We start from the raw sequence: 14,044 nt of genomic DNA on the forward strand, positions 1-14,044 counted from the left end.
AAAAACTACTTAACGATCAAGTTCAAAATCTTACCGGCTTTATAAATCACCTTATCGGGATTTTTTCCAGCAAGAACAGCTTCAACACTGGCAACGGCTTTCGCGGCAGCGAGTGCTTCTTCTTCAGAAGCCGCTACCCCAATTTCGATCGTGCCACGCATTTTGCCGTTTACTTGCACGCCGATAGTTACAGTGTCGTCAGCGCACAGGGTACTATCATATTTTGGCCATGGAGCCAAAGAGCAAAGTCCCTCTCCGCCTAATTTTTCCCACAATTCTTCCGCCAAGTGCGGAGCAAACGGAGCCAAGATCTGCGCAAGTGGTTTTAGAACCAATTCCGAGCGGCATTCAGCCTTATACAGGTCATTTACCAGGATCATCATCGCCGCAATTGCTGTGTTAAAGCTCATGCTCTCGATGTCTTCTGTGACCTTTTTGATTGTTTTATGAAGTAATTTCTCAATCGCTGGCGGTAAAGCTTCTTTTGTCGCCACATAAGCGCCGTCGTCAGAAACAACCAAGCGGCCTACGCGATCCAAGAAGCGTTTCACACCGTCGATCCCAGTCGGTGACCACGGTTTATCGGCGTTCAAAGGTCCCATGAAGCTGATAAATGTTCTGATTGAGTCAGCACCGTGAGTTTTCGCGATATCTTCCGGAGAAATCACGTTTCCACGAGACTTCGACATCTTTTGACCGTCTGGTCCCAAGATCATCCCTTGATGCGCTAACTTTTGGAAAGGTTCGTCGTGTGATACCAAACCGCAATCGAAAAGAACCTTCATCCAGAAGCGCGAATACAACAAGTGACCCACCGTGTGCTCTGGGCCGCCAACGTAAAGGTCAACTGGCAACCAGTACTTTTCAAGTTTTGGATCAAACGCGGCTTGGTCATTTGTAGGATCAATATAGCGCAAGAAGTACCATGAAGAACCCGCAGCGCCTGGCATTGTATCAGTCTCGCGGCGACCTGTTTCGCCATTTTGACCGTGGTAGTTCACCCACTCGTGGATTTTCGCAAGGGGAGCTTCACCAGTTTCAGAGGGTTCATAGTCAGCCACTTCTGGCAAGACAACTGGAAGTTCGTTGTAAGGAACGCCGATTTGTTTGCCACCCGCAAGGTTCACGATCGGGAACGGTTCGCCCCAATAACGTTGACGGCTGAACAACCAGTCACGAAGTTTGTATTGAACTTCGCGCACGCCGATTTTTTTCGCTTCCAAGTGCTCAAGCATTTTTTGGATCGCAGCTGTTTTCGTTAAACCATTCAAGAAATCAGAATTAACTAAAGTGCCTTCGCCTTCGAATGGAAGTTCATCGCCACCTTCCAAAACGCGTTTTACTGGAAGATTGAATTTTTTTGCGAATTCAAAATCACGAGCATCGTGACCAGGAACCGCCATGATTGCGCCCGTACCGTAGTCAGTCAGGACGTAATCAGCGATCCAGATTTCAATGCGCTCGCCCGTGATTGGATTCAAGGCGTGTGCACCTGTGAAGACGCCGGTTTTATCCGTTGTCGCTTTTCTTTCAACTTCAGATTTACGTGATGTCGCAAGAACATAGTCCTCAACCGCTGCGTGTTGGGGTTGAGTTGTGATTTTTTTAACAAGTGGGTGTTCTGGTGCCATCACCATGAACGTCACGCCGAACAAAGTATCAGGGCGAGTCGTGAACACTTCAAAAGCTTCAGTTTCTCCTTCGATTTTGAAAGTCACGCGTGCGCCTTCAGATTTACCAATCCAATTGCGTTGCGCTTCTTTCGTGCGTTCCGGCCAGTCAACTTTATCCAAGTCGTTCAAAAGACGTTCAGCATAGTCCGTGATTTTAAGCATCCACTGTTTCATCGGAACGCGAATCACAGGGTGACCGCCACGCTCTGACTTACCATCGATGACTTCATCGTTCGCAAGAACTGTTTTCAATTCCGGGCACCAGTTCACAGGCACTTCTTTTTGATACGCAAGACCGCGCTCATAAAGTTTCAAGAAAATGAATTGAGTCCACTTGTAGTACTTCGGATCAGCCGTTGAAATCTCGCGCGACCAATCGAAGCTAAAACCAAATGATTGAAGAGTTTTGCGGAAGCTCGCAATGGCTTTGTCTGTTGTGATAGCAGGGTGGATACCTGTTTGAATAGCGTACTGTTCAGCAGGCAAACCGAAAGCGTCGTAACCCATCGGATGCAAAACGTTGAAACCGTTAGCACGCTTGTAACGAGAAACGATATCACCTGGAGTGTACGAGGCCATGTGACCAATATGCAGGCCCGATCCAGAAGGATACGGAAACATATCTAGAGCATAATACTTCGGCTTTGATGAATGTGCCTCAGCTTGAAACGCTTTTGCGTCAGCCCATTTTTTCTGCCACTTACCTTCGTACTCTTTAAAATCTAAAGCCATTAAAACACACCTACGGAAAGAGTTTATTTTCGCTCCATCTGAATACCGAATTTTTCAGGACAATTCAAACCTTTACCTCACACATTTTGGCGCGAGAATCCGCGTTAGTCTGACAGCGACGAAGGCCTAGTTGGGCCGGCTTTTCCAGACTAAGATTTTGGTCCTGGGTCAGACGAATGGTGAGATTTTGCCCTAAATAAATTCGACAGTTTAACCGAAAAGAAGCTCTGAAGTTACACTGGTATGTAAGATGAGTTTTGAGGTAAACATCAAAAATCCTAAAACCCGGCGCGTTCTAGTCATCGATGATGATAAGGACAGCATGGAAATTTTGTTAGAGCCTCTCCGTTGGGAGGGGTATGACGCCCGTGGAGTTTCTTCGGAAGAAGAAGCTCACAAACTCATTGAGTCATGGACTCCTCACGTTGTCATTTTGGATTGGATGGCGCCGTCAATGGCGGGTTTGCGCGTTTTGAAAGCTGTGCGCGAACGCCTGGCTCACGTTTCATGTGTCTTCGTTTCAGAGAACTCTTCCACTGAAGCGATTATCGAAGCCCTGGACTCGGGCGCTGACGATTACATTGTAAAACCTTTTGTTCCACTTGAGCTTCTTGCGCGCATTCGTACCCAACTTCGTATTCGCGATTTGAACGAACAATTGCTCTATGCGAATGAACGTTTGAAAGAGCTTGTCGATACAGATGATCTGACAGGTCTATACAACATGCGTTCGTTGTATCAACGTCTGGATTTCGAGATGGAGCGTGCTCGACGTTTCAATCGTGATGTGTGCGTTGTGATGATGGATATGGACTATTTTAAAACCGTGAATGACGGTCATGACCACTTGTTCGGAAGTTATGTGCTTTCGGAAGTGGGTAAGATCATTCGTGCGTGCACACGCAACATTGATATTCCGGCCCGTTACGGCGGTGACGAATTCCTTGTTGTTTTGACAGAGACAAATCACGAAGGTGCGATGCATTTCTGCCAACGCCTGCGTGAAAGTATCGAACGCACGACGTTTAAAAACGGTGAAGATTCGATTCAATTAACGGCTTCATTAGGCTTTGCTATCACAGTTCCTGGCGAAGTCTTAAGCGCCCGCGAACTTGTGCGTAGAGCCGATCATGCGCTTTACGATGCCAAACGTGGCGGTCGTAATCAGGTGTCTTACCACAAACCCGAGAAATCAAAAGTTGTGGAGCTTAATCCTGCCGCTTCAAAGCGCAAACGCGCAGCGGGCTAAATTTCATTGACTGTTTTTCGCTATGCTAGGACAACCTAGTCATGGTGACAGTCGCTTCTACTTCCTCTGAAAAATTTCGTAATCGTGCTGCGTGGATTTCTGCTGCCGCAAGTCTGGCCATTTTTCTTCTTAAAATTGGCGCGTATCGTCTGACAGGATCGGCCGCGGTTTTATCGGATGCACTGGAAAGTATCGTCAACGTTGTTGCCTCTATCGTTGCGCTGTTTGTGATTCGTTTTGCTTCACAACCGGCCGATCATGAACATCCTTATGGTCATGGTAAGGCTGAGTATTTTTCTGCCGCTTTTGAGGGTGGTTTGATCTTTTTTGCGGCGTTGATGATCATCGGCGAAAGTGTGAAGGCCTTGTTAATGCACGAGCCTGCGCAGAAACTTGAAATCGGTGTGTTGATTATCGGTGTGGCAGCGGCGTTGAATTTAGTTTTGGGTATTTTCTTAAAACGTGTCGGTCGCAAACATCACTCGGAAGCCCTGGTTGCTAGTGGTGCACATGTTATTTCTGATGTCACAACTACAGTCGGCGTGATGGTTGGTTTGGGGCTTGTGATTTGGACGAAAATTCCATGGCTTGATCCAGCGATTGCGATCCTTGTGGGCTTGCAATTGGCATGGCAAGGTTCGAAAATTGTGCGCAGTTCGTGGGGCGGTTTGCTTGACGAAATGGATGAAGGCGCACTTGAAAATTTGGCGCAAAGCTTAGAAAAAAATCGCCATCCCGGTATCATCGACATTCATCATTTGCGTATCATCCGCTCGGGCAGCTTTCATCACGTTGACGCGCATTTAGTGGTCCCTGAATATTGGGATGTTTTAAAAACTCACACGGAAACAACTGCTTTCGAAGGTAAAGTCGTTCAGGATTATCCCTTTGATGGTGAGATCGCGTTTCACGTCGACCCTTGTAAAAAATCCTACTGTGAAATCTGCAACGTCGAAAATTGCCCTATCAGACGCGCACCATTTCAGAGTTTGCGTCCCTTTACCGTGAAAAGCTTGACCGACGGACCGACGCCGACTAATCAGTTGGCCTATGAAACCGGTAATCGATAGCTCAAGACGTCAGATCAATATTACGACAAATCTTCCTCATCAAACAGAGTACACTCTGGCTTTGAACGGCGAGTATTCGCACGTCGCTTTTGATGAAGTGCGCGCTCCTTTGAACAAAGGCAAATGGCGTTCAGATGTTTTTAGAGCTGACGCGAACAAGCCGATGGACGTTGAAGTTGGTACAGGTAACGGGACTCACTTCGCGCATCACGTAACCAAACATCCCGAGCGTTTGCTTGTGGGTTTGGAATTGAAATACAAACCATTGATTCAAACAATTCGTCGCGCAGTGAATGCGGGCGCTAACAATGCAGCGATCACGCGTTTTCATGCGTTCAATATCGAAGATCTTTTCACTGAAGGTGAAATTGATAACGTCTTCATTCATTTCCCAGATCCATGGACGTCACCGAAAAAACCTAAGAATCGTTTCGTACAAAAAAGAAATTTAGAAATCCTGCACCGACTGCAAAAACCAGGTTCTGTGATTGAATTCAAAACGGACTCATTGGTTTATTTCTTGTGGGCGATGGATGAAATCCGTCAGTCTCCGTACAAAATCGTGTACGAGACTCAAGATCTTCACAACTCGCCAATCAAGGAACAAAACTTTGAAACTGCGTTTGAGAAAATCTTCCTGCGCGAAGGAATCAAAATTAACTACGTAAAACTCGAAAAAGTGTAATCACAATTACTTGCAAAACGAGATTAACAAAAGGGACCCAATGCGGTCCCTTTTTTATTACCAATAAGTCGTGTCGACCGTGATGTCCCCAAGTACTTCGCACTGGCAGCTAATTCGCTGACCCGCTGGAATGCCTTTAGATTCTTTTAAAAACTTCTCTGTTTCATTTGCGGGCGACAGGTTTTGCTCGCCTTCTAGGATCTGTATTTTGCATTTAGCGCACACGCCGTCACCGCCGCAGCTAGAAGCCACGGGCAGCCCACCATCAAGCAGAGCCTTCATCAGGTTCGCGCCTGGTTCAACGGACAGGGGAGTTCGGTTTTTCTTAAAAGAAATCAAAGGCATGGCTCATTGTACTGACGCGGTCCAAAACAAGCAAAGAACTAATGAAAACCACCTTGATTATTGCTAGGCTGGCTTCATATTTGTCTAACGAGTCCGTGTAGACAATCGTGAGAGGTATTTATGTCTGAAGAAACAAAAGTTGAAAACGTTATTATTATCGGTTCGGGCCCAGCGGGTTTGACCTCTGCGATTTATACTTCGCGCGCGAATTTGAATCCTTTGATGATCGAAGGTGAAGAAGCGGGCGGACAGTTGATGCTTACAACTGAAGTTGAAAACTTCCCTGGCTTTGAACACGGTGTAACGGGTTCTGAGCTTATTAGCGTGATGAGAAAACAAGCGGAGCGTTTCGGTACGCGTTTCATCACTCGCAACGTCACTAAAGTTGATTTGTCACAACGTCCATTCAAAGTTTGGATTGGCGATAAACTTCATCTGGCGAAATCAATCATCATCTCTACAGGTGCAAGCGCGAAGTACTTGGGTTTGCCTTCAGAGCGCGCGTACATGAATCGTGGTGTTTCTGCTTGTGCAACTTGTGATGGTGCCTTCTTCCGCAATCAAGAAATCATCGTCGTTGGTGGTGGTGATACGGCGATGGAAGAAGCGCAATTCCTGACTCGCTTTGCTTCAAAAGTTTACCTTGTTCACCGTCGTGACCATTTCCGTGCTTCAAAAATCATGGCGGATCGTGCGATGAAAAATCCTAAGATCGAAGTGATCTGGAATTCTGAAGTGACTGAAGTTTTGGGTGATGGCAAGTCAATGACAGGTGCCAAAATCCGAAATGTTATCGATGATAGCGTTAAAGAACTTCCAGTGACTGGTTTGTTCCTAGCCATCGGTCATAAGCCGAATACTGATTTGTTTAAAGGTGTTCTCGATATGAACGAGACAGGTTATCTTGTGACTCAACCAAACACGACTTACACAAACATTCCAGGTGTCTTTGCAGCTGGGGACGTGCAAGATCATGTATACCGCCAAGCGATTACAGCAGCAGGTACAGGTTGCATGGCTGCGATTGATGCTGAAAGATGGTTGGAAGCACAAGAAGCTCATCACTAAGGATAGTATGAAGAAGATCAACACCAAGGATTTGGTTGAGAAGATTGAGAAAATGACAAAGGCGCGCATCGCAAGCCAAGATGTGGTGCCTTTGGATCAATTTCGTGAAGCTAAAAAGAAATTGGATCCTAAAATCATTTTAGTCATCGAAGACGACGAAACAATGCGTTTAGCGATGAAAAGAATTTTGGAAACTGAAGGGCACGTGATCAAACTTGCTGCCGATGCGACCGAACTTTCTACAGTTCTTGATGACCACTCTGTTGATCTTATTCTTATGGATGTGGGCTTGCCATGGGTGAACGGGTTTGAACTCGCGCAACTACTAAAAGAACACAAAGACTTGAAAAAGATTCCATTGGTATTTGTTTCTGGCCAAGCTTCTGAAGACGATATGAAAAAAGCTTTCGATATCGGTGCAGACGATTACATCAAAAAGCCATTCGACGTTGAGAAATTAAAGAAAACTGTCGAAACGCTTCTTAAACTAAATACGTAGTTTAAAAAATCCACTCAACATATTTTCAAACCACAATTGCGAGATCGGCTGATGCAGGTCTCCCAGTTGTGTGATTTGTTCTTTGGTATGTGTTCTGCCTTCGTTTGGCAATTCACGGTCTTCCGCCATCAGACGATTGATTTCTAAATCGCGTTCAGGATGAAACTGAAAGCCCACCACTTGGTTATTCCATACGTAACCTTGGGTTTGCCACCAATCGTTGTGGGCGATGATTTTTGCATCTTTGGGCGCTTCAAAAATGTAGCGATGATATTGGGAAAACATCAGCGAACGATCTTCTTCAAAGCCGGCAAGATTTTCGGTTTTCTGTAAGTGCACCGTGTGCCAGCCTGTTTCCCATCCTTGCGGATGAGGATAAACTTCCGCACCCAAGATCTGTGCGCACAATTGACCACCCAAGCACAGTCCGACAATGCGTGAACCATTCTTCATGCTTGCTTCAAGAAATTTTTTTTCGTCCTTCAACCACGGATATTTTTCTTCCTGATCGACATGCATCCCACCGCCACAAATGATGATGTTTTCATAGTGCACGTCGCGTGGTAACGCGTGTTTTTGCATGTGAATAAGATCGAACTCCCTGCCGTTTTTTTCTAACCACGGAGAAACCACGCCAGGCGTGCTTGAATCGGTATGCTGAATCAGAAGGATCTTAGATTTTGTTTCCACTCTTCCATTTTTAACAGAGTTCCAAAGGGGAGGTCCACGGCGATTTTCTGGTCTACGAGTTGCAATATCGCAGAACCGGAGTACGTAATGACTATAAATCGCTATTGGTTCTATTTATTAGTGTCAGTATTTGTCTCTGTCGGGTTTGTTGACAGCAGTTTTGCGTTAACGGCCCTAGAGCAATCCCTTATTCAAGAGCATAGCCTTTTGGATAATAATGGCTATGTCCCATGGGAATGGCAGAAGTCGACGTGCACGAATTGCGAAGTATTTTTGCTTCCAACACGCGATGAAGTTCGCACCGAAAAAGTTCGCCTTTTTATTCAAGCCTTGGCAGCGCACAAAGCAGAATTGCAAGAGCTTTACGGCGTTGATGGCCGCGAATACAACCTCCTAGCACACATGTCCGTGGGTATCTTGGGTCGCGAGTCCTTGTTTTTTACAAGCCGTCGCTACCGTTTGAAAGAAGCAATGCCGTGGGCTGTGCGTTTGGCAAAGATTTTGGAAATCTATATCGAAGGTTCAAACAAAAAGCCTTCTGACAATAGCCGTGGTCCAACGCAAATCAAAATCGTTCCCACAAAAGTGGCAGAACGTTATGGGATTGAGCCAGACAATTTGTACATTCCAGAAAATGCAGCCATTGCGACGGTGGGCTATTTAATCGAGGCATTAGGTGAATTAAAACGTCGCGTAGTGACTAACAAATTAGATTTCATTACGCCAGCGACATACGTTGATTACTTGCCCTACATTTATTTCGGTGGAACAAGAGCCTTGGTGCAGAAAACAGCGACACCTGAATCGAATGGCTATGTCAGAGACATGAAGCGCTACATGTCGTGGATCGAAGTTTACGAGCGCAATAACAACACGCCACTTCTTCATTAGTTTTTGAGCATAAAAAAACCTGCCTAGTTATGTGGGACTGGGCAGGCTTCAGGTCTAGCTTCGACAGAGTCTAGCTAGCTATCGAACGTACATGATCAAGAACGCACAAGTTTAAATTTCAAATCAAAACGCGCTTCAAGATGAGATATCGGGTGCGCGATTCAAAAACTTCACGAAATCATGACAACTTTCCCGTTAACACGAATAAATCTAGACTTATCTCGACTCCGCTTTCGTCGGAGTCGTGGGTCATTAATTAATTCGCTAAAAACAGAGAGTTAATACAGCGACTGTTAATCGTTTCTCCAGCGAACGACGAAGACCCTACACGAGTCAGAGTCTTCGTTGTTGCCGAGTACGTGAACTTTTCGATCGTGTTGGAAAGGGCCGTCGAACCGTTCGCGATATAAACATAACCAGTTGTTGAGTCGTACGTCATTGCGGTCACGCCATTTAAGACGCCAACGTTTGCAAAGGCCGCGTGATTAGTTGCCGCACTTGGCGTGATCGTATTTGCAGTCTCATCGACTGTATATTGACCAACCAAGTTTGATCCGGCTGTTGAACTTGAATATGCAACAAGAAGATGACCAACGCCTGCGCCACCCGCATCAGTGATATAAGCCATTGCCGTCGGGAAGGCCGTTGCAGGAATCGGTGAAGCTTGTGCTGCTAAACAGTCAGTACTTGCATTCATCGTGTCTGGTAAAAGACCGACGCGATTTTGATTGGCAGTTGCGTGCGAGAAAATAATTTTTCCATTTTTAAGTTCCACGGCGCGAGTGACCAAAGTTGTCGACGTCGCACACGCACCAGCTGGTGCATTCAACCACGGGAATGTGCTTGTCGCAGTCGGCACACGCGAGTGACCACTGCTGTATTTTTCCATCGAAGCACTGCGTGGAATCATGTAACCACCTAATGCCAAAGGAACGATATCACGTGCGACAGAGTTCCACGTACCAGTCGGGTAGGTTGCAACTGTCGAACGAGTCATTGCCGTTTTCGAAACTTTTTCCAGGCGACGGCCGCTGGTGTTTTCAATCAGAACTAAAAGATAGTTATCATCAAAGTTCATCGCCGCAACCGGCGTATCACCTGCTGAAGAGTTGTAATCGTAAACTGTCCGATCAATATTTCCAGTCTCAAGATTGTAGCGAACGATTGTTTTCGATGCTGTCGAAATTGTCGCGCTTCCCGCATAACATCCGCCGCTGACGGCGTACAGATAACGAGTATTTGAAAGTGATGAATTAGATCCGTTTTCATCCTCGACCTTAGGCTGACATGCGCCCATTGTAAGACCCAAAGATGAAATTGCGAGAATGGTAGCAGCGTACTTCAATGTACTCATGTGCTCTCCTTAACGTGCTTCAAGATGAGATATCGGAGCTCTATTAAGGGAACTTTATTAAAACTTGTTAACTTTTTAACAATCCGAAAAAAACTAGCCTGCGGACTTGCGAAGTTGCGCTTGGTAAGCGACGTAAGCTTTCAACAAAGCATCTAGACGCAAAGTCATTGCAACGTCTTGCTCGATGAACATCAAGCGACGGGGATCAGTCAGATCACCAACAATCTTTGCACGGAATAGAAGGCGCGCCTTAGAAGGATCGCGTTCGAATGGATTGACGATAATAAGGTCGAACTGTTGATTTAAAAAATCCCCTGGGATCTCGTCTTCAAGTTGAGTACCACTTAAAGAGATGTCGCGAGAATAAGTTCTGAACGAACGCATTTTCGAAACCAGCACCACTTCGATTTTGAAGTTGTGACGAGTGTCTTTACGACGGTCAGCACCTGAACGACGCTCTTCCTGTTTTGCAGCCGGAGCTTCGCGGGTGATTTTCTTTTTCGTTGTTGGATCTACTTTGATTTGGCTGATTTTTTTCAAATCCAAATCATCACCATTGAAGTCTTGATGATAATAACCGTAATCGTCTTTTTCAGCCTTCATTGGTTCGCCCGCAACCACTTGTGTATAAGGGCTGTCAGGGTTTTGTGACGGTGGAGCATTGTGGGTCGCCGTCAGAGTATCTTCACTCACATCTTCTGCAACAGAAGCCTTGGGAACCGCAGGCAACACATCAACCACATCTTTCATTGGTTTTGGTGGTTGCATCATCACAAAATATTTTTGATTTGAAGCCAAGAAGTCGCGAACGCAGACCCAGTCAGTCCAACCTGGAGTCCAAAGGAAGAATTTATTGAAATCAGTTTGTTTCAACGTCAAAAGGTGAGCCTGTGCCTGAACCAATGATAATGGTTTAGACTGTACTTTCTTTTCAGAATCAAAGAATAACCAGACTTTGCCTTGTGTTTTCATAAACTCCCTAACGAACATTCGAGTACGAACTAGTAGGGAGTTTATCGGAATTTTTCAGGACTTCTTTATACGCGGATACAAGACGCGACGTGATCTTTCGCCTTCAATTCCAAAGGCGGGACCTTAGTCTTGCACTCTTCGATAGCCATAGGGCAACGAGGATTGAAATGGCAGCCAGAAGGAGGATTGATTGGAGACGGAACGTCGCCAGTCAAAATGATACGGTCTTCCTTACGGCGTGGATCTGGAACTGGGATCGCAGACATCAATGCTTTTGTATATGGATGTTTAGGATTCATATACAATTCATCTGAAGACGCTTTTTCAACGATCTTACCCAAGTACATCACTGCCACTTGTGAAGAAACGTGCTCTACGACTTTCAAGTCGTGGGCGATGAATACGTAAGTCAAACCTAGCTTTTGCTGAAGCTCCATCAACAAGTTGATAACTTGCGCTTGAATCGAAACGTCCAATGCCGAAACAGGTTCGTCACAGATGATCAATTCAGGATTTACAGCCAAAGCACGAGCGATACCAACACGTTGACGTTGACCACCTGAAAATTCATGCGGGTAACGATTCAAGTGTTCACGACGAAGACCCACAAGGTCGATCAATTCGTAAACGCGGTTCAAACGCTCTTCCGCAGTTGCACCAAGACCGTGAATGATAAGCGGTTCTTCAAGGATCGCACCGATCGTCATACGTGGATTCAAAGATGCAAACGGATCTTGGAAAATGATTTGGATCTTTTTACGGATCTCGCGAAGTTCATCACCTTGAAGATTCGTGATGTCTTTGCCGTTGTAATAGATTTTTCCAGAAGTCACGTCATGCAAACGAGTCAAGCAACGACCTAGTGTCGATTTACCGCAACCAGATTCACCCACCAGACCCAAAGTTTGACCTTTTTGGATTTCAAATGAAACGTCAGCAACTGCTTTTACGCTCGCAACTTCACGAGAAAAGATGCCGCCGTAAATTGGGAAAGACTTAACTAAATTTTCGACTTTTAAAAGAGGAGTGCTCATAGTTATTTCACCTCTTCAGTCAATGGGTGATGGCACGCCACTTTGTGGATGCCGCGCATGTTTTCAAGAGTAGGATAAATGTTGCGGCAGTCTTCTTGAGCTGCTGGGCAACGATCCGCGAATCTGCAACCTTTTGGAAGATTGTAAAGACTTGGAACCATCCCTTTGATCGTTTGCAATTCTTTAAGTCTGTGACCTGTTTCGAAGTGCGGGATCGAATTCAACAAACCGCGAGTGTAGTGATGTTTCGGACGATAGAAGATATCTTCAACAGTACCGAACTCGACGATGCGACCAGCGTACATAACTGCAACTTCTTGGCACATCTCTGCAACGACACCAAGATCATGAGTGATCAAGATCATGCCGGCGTTGAATTCTTTTTGTAGCTTTCTCATCAAATCCAAAATCTGCGCTTGGATTGTTACGTCCAATGCAGTTGTTGGTTCATCGGCGATAAGCAATTCAGGGTTGCATGAGATCGCCATCGCGATCATCACACGTTGTCTCATACCACCTGAAAGTTGGTGCGGGAATTCGTGGAAACGTTTTTCCGGAGCTGGAATACCCACAAGACGAAGCATTTCGATTGAACGCGCGCGAGCTTGTTCTTTCGTTAGATTTTTTTGGTGAAGAAGAACGGCCTCTTCGATTTGATCGCCGATTGTGTAAACCGGATTCAATGAAGTCATCGGCTCTTGGAAGATCATCGCGATTTCGTTACCGCGGATCGAACGCATTTTCTCTTCAGAGAGTGACAGAAGATCTTGGCCCTTAAATAGAACCTTACCTGACTCGATGTTGCCCGGCTTTTGGATCAAACGCATCACTGACAACGATGTTACGGACTTGCCGCAACCCGATTCGCCAACGATTCCAAGGGTTTGACCTTTTTTAACGTAAAAACTAACGTCATCAACGGCTAGGAATTGACCATCATCCGTCTTAAAACGTGTCTTCAAATTTTGAACTTCTAAAAGGATATCACTCACCTGGGACAGCCCCCCATTCATAAAGTTTTCATCTTATATATTTCGCGCCGCCGTGAGGCAAGTCGTGAAAAGGCCCCAGGTTCTTTTTTCTGAGCGATAGTGCGTTACCTTGCGGGAAAGTACTCGCGAACCAGGCCGTGGAGGTCGTCATAGTGGCGTAAAAATCCACGGGGCTCATATTTGCCCAGAATCTCGGGCGCCGTGTAGCCGAAATGGATCGCCAAACTTGGAACACCTGCGTTGCGCGCCGACGCCATATCGGGGATGCCGTCACCAATCATCAGCGTGTTGTGCACGTCATGACCGGCAAGTTTCATCATCGTTCTTAAGGGCAAGGGACTTGGTTTACGCTCTGCCAAGGTGTCTGCGCCAAAGACATTCACCCACGGGAGGCGATGAAGATTTAAATGCTCCAAAATTCGTTTAGCGGGAGCTTCGTTTTTGTTCGTGATGATCGCGATCGGCCCCTGGTAGCTTTCCAAAAATTTCTCAACCCCTGGAAAAATACGAGTTTTGTTAAGCATCTCGGCCTGATAATTGTGAAGAAATTCTTCTTCAAGTGCGGTGACTTGTTCCGGGGAAAGGTTTTCACCAATAAATAAATCTGCGAGAAGTTTTTTAAGACCTTCCCCGATGTGCGAAATAATTTCAGCATCACCGAGCTGCGGTTTCTTGTGAGCCTTCAAAGTTTGATTTACTGCCGTGATGATATCAGGAGCGGAATCGATCAATGTGCCGTCGAGGTCAAAAACTAACAATGGATTCATGACCCCATTTTGCAGCTTTTCGT

14 protein-coding genes are annotated in these 14,044 nt (G+C 45.8%); 6 read left to right on the plus strand and 8 right to left on the minus strand.

Annotated features, from left to right (window positions below; translation table 11 throughout):
• Positions 1-5 precede the first annotated feature (5 nt).
• Positions 6-2,405 (minus strand): leucine--tRNA ligase, encoded by a 2,400-nt coding sequence (gene leuS / locus DOE51_RS01915; RefSeq protein WP_142694914.1) that lies wholly within the window; start codon positions 2,403-2,405, stop codon positions 6-8.
• A gap of 250 nt (positions 2,406-2,655) precedes the next feature.
• Between leuS and DOE51_RS01920 the strand changes: the two genes are divergently transcribed.
• Genes DOE51_RS01920 through DOE51_RS01930 form a run of 3 tightly spaced genes read left to right on the plus strand, consistent with a single transcriptional unit; the run spans position 2,656 to position 5,409 of the window.
• Positions 2,656-3,654 (plus strand): diguanylate cyclase, encoded by a 999-nt coding sequence (locus tag DOE51_RS01920; protein WP_142694915.1) that lies wholly within the window; start codon positions 2,656-2,658, stop codon positions 3,652-3,654.
• 41 nt (positions 3,655-3,695) lie between these two features.
• On the plus strand, positions 3,696-4,724 hold the full coding sequence (locus DOE51_RS01925; protein WP_246845254.1) for a cation diffusion facilitator family transporter: 1,029 nt from the start codon (positions 3,696-3,698) through the stop codon (positions 4,722-4,724).
• Entirely contained in the window at positions 4,705-5,409 is a 705-nt protein-coding gene (locus tag DOE51_RS01930; RefSeq protein WP_246845256.1) for a tRNA (guanosine(46)-N(7))-methyltransferase TrmB, read from the plus strand. The genes DOE51_RS01925 and DOE51_RS01930 overlap by 20 nt, the downstream gene beginning before the upstream one ends.
• Positions 5,410-5,466: 57 nt before the next feature.
• On the opposite strand, the gene DOE51_RS01935 is transcribed toward DOE51_RS01930, so the two are convergent.
• Complete coding sequence (locus tag DOE51_RS01935) at positions 5,467-5,754, minus strand: 2Fe-2S iron-sulfur cluster-binding protein (protein WP_142694916.1); 288 nt, start codon at positions 5,752-5,754, stop codon at positions 5,467-5,469.
• A 120-nt stretch (positions 5,755-5,874) separates the two neighbouring features.
• On the opposite strand from DOE51_RS01935, the gene trxB reads away from it, so the two are divergent.
• Both trxB and DOE51_RS01945 read left to right on the plus strand, forming a co-directional pair.
• Positions 5,875-6,822 carry a thioredoxin-disulfide reductase gene (gene trxB, locus DOE51_RS01940; RefSeq protein ID WP_142694917.1) on the plus strand — a complete coding sequence of 316 codons (948 nt, stop codon included), beginning with the start codon at positions 5,875-5,877 and terminating at the stop codon, positions 6,820-6,822.
• 7 nt (positions 6,823-6,829) lie between these two features.
• Entirely contained in the window at positions 6,830-7,321 is a 492-nt protein-coding gene (locus DOE51_RS01945; RefSeq protein ID WP_246845258.1) for a response regulator, read from the plus strand.
• On the opposite strand, the gene DOE51_RS01950 is transcribed toward DOE51_RS01945, so the two are convergent.
• Positions 7,310-8,011 (minus strand): type 1 glutamine amidotransferase, encoded by a 702-nt coding sequence (locus DOE51_RS01950; protein ID WP_142694918.1) that lies wholly within the window; start codon positions 8,009-8,011, stop codon positions 7,310-7,312. The genes DOE51_RS01945 and DOE51_RS01950 overlap by 12 nt on opposite strands.
• Positions 8,012-8,098: 87 nt before the next feature.
• Between DOE51_RS01950 and DOE51_RS01955 the strand changes: the two genes are divergently transcribed.
• The gene (locus DOE51_RS01955; RefSeq protein WP_142694919.1) at positions 8,099-8,902 is read left to right on the plus strand and encodes a hypothetical protein; all 804 of its coding nucleotides are present in this window, start codon (positions 8,099-8,101) and stop codon (positions 8,900-8,902) included.
• A gap of 256 nt (positions 8,903-9,158) precedes the next feature.
• Here DOE51_RS01955 and DOE51_RS01960 read toward each other — a convergent pair whose 3' ends face one another.
• The 5 genes from DOE51_RS01960 to DOE51_RS01980 all read right to left on the minus strand — a co-directional run bounded on the left by DOE51_RS01960 (position 9,159) and on the right by DOE51_RS01980 (position 14,021).
• The gene (locus tag DOE51_RS01960; RefSeq protein ID WP_142694920.1) at positions 9,159-10,256 is read right to left on the minus strand and encodes a hypothetical protein; all 1,098 of its coding nucleotides are present in this window, start codon (positions 10,254-10,256) and stop codon (positions 9,159-9,161) included.
• Between the two features lie 93 nt (positions 10,257-10,349).
• Positions 10,350-11,228: a PilZ domain-containing protein gene (locus DOE51_RS01965; RefSeq protein ID WP_142694921.1), complete on the minus strand. Its 879-nt coding sequence runs from the start codon at positions 11,226-11,228 to the stop codon at positions 10,350-10,352.
• A 65-nt stretch (positions 11,229-11,293) separates the two neighbouring features.
• Entirely contained in the window at positions 11,294-12,262 is a 969-nt protein-coding gene (locus tag DOE51_RS01970) for an ABC transporter ATP-binding protein (RefSeq protein ID WP_142694922.1), read from the minus strand.
• 2 nt (positions 12,263-12,264) lie between these two features.
• Positions 12,265-13,275 carry an ABC transporter ATP-binding protein gene (locus tag DOE51_RS01975; RefSeq protein WP_142694923.1) on the minus strand — a complete coding sequence of 337 codons (1,011 nt, stop codon included), beginning with the start codon at positions 13,273-13,275 and terminating at the stop codon, positions 12,265-12,267.
• 83 nt (positions 13,276-13,358) lie between these two features.
• On the minus strand, positions 13,359-14,021 hold the full coding sequence (locus tag DOE51_RS01980; RefSeq protein WP_142694924.1) for an HAD family hydrolase: 663 nt from the start codon (positions 14,019-14,021) through the stop codon (positions 13,359-13,361).
• Positions 14,022-14,044 lie beyond the last annotated feature (23 nt).

Origin of the sequence: Bdellovibrio sp. NC01 (genome assembly GCF_006874625.1) — a bacterium.
GTDB lineage: Bacteria > Bdellovibrionota > Bdellovibrionia > Bdellovibrionales > Bdellovibrionaceae > Bdellovibrio.

What these genes read in the sequence shown, in the direction of transcription:
- leuS (WP_142694914.1), bottom strand. Translation starts at nt 2,405, where the DNA reads ATGGCTTTAGATTTTAAAGAGTACGAAGGTAAGTGGCAGAAAAAATGG.
- DOE51_RS01920 (WP_142694915.1), top strand. Translation starts at nt 2,656, where the DNA reads ATGAGTTTTGAGGTAAACATCAAAAATCCTAAAACCCGGCGCGTTCTA.
- DOE51_RS01925 (WP_246845254.1), top strand. Translation starts at nt 3,696, where the DNA reads ATGGTGACAGTCGCTTCTACTTCCTCTGAAAAATTTCGTAATCGTGCT.
- DOE51_RS01930 (WP_246845256.1), top strand. Translation starts at nt 4,705, where the DNA reads ATGAAACCGGTAATCGATAGCTCAAGACGTCAGATCAATATTACGACA.
- DOE51_RS01935 (WP_142694916.1), bottom strand. Translation starts at nt 5,754, where the DNA reads ATGCCTTTGATTTCTTTTAAGAAAAACCGAACTCCCCTGTCCGTTGAA.
- trxB (WP_142694917.1), top strand. Translation starts at nt 5,875, where the DNA reads ATGTCTGAAGAAACAAAAGTTGAAAACGTTATTATTATCGGTTCGGGC.
- DOE51_RS01945 (WP_246845258.1), top strand. Translation starts at nt 6,830, where the DNA reads ATGAAGAAGATCAACACCAAGGATTTGGTTGAGAAGATTGAGAAAATG.
- DOE51_RS01955 (WP_142694919.1), top strand. Translation starts at nt 8,099, where the DNA reads ATGACTATAAATCGCTATTGGTTCTATTTATTAGTGTCAGTATTTGTC.
- DOE51_RS01960 (WP_142694920.1), bottom strand. Translation starts at nt 10,256, where the DNA reads ATGAGTACATTGAAGTACGCTGCTACCATTCTCGCAATTTCATCTTTG.
- DOE51_RS01965 (WP_142694921.1), bottom strand. Translation starts at nt 11,228, where the DNA reads ATGAAAACACAAGGCAAAGTCTGGTTATTCTTTGATTCTGAAAAGAAA.
- DOE51_RS01970 (WP_142694922.1), bottom strand. Translation starts at nt 12,262, where the DNA reads ATGAGCACTCCTCTTTTAAAAGTCGAAAATTTAGTTAAGTCTTTCCCA.
- DOE51_RS01975 (WP_142694923.1), bottom strand. Translation starts at nt 13,275, where the DNA reads ATGAATGGGGGGCTGTCCCAGGTGAGTGATATCCTTTTAGAAGTTCAA.
- DOE51_RS01980 (WP_142694924.1), bottom strand. Translation starts at nt 14,021, where the DNA reads ATGAATCCATTGTTAGTTTTTGACCTCGACGGCACATTGATCGATTCC.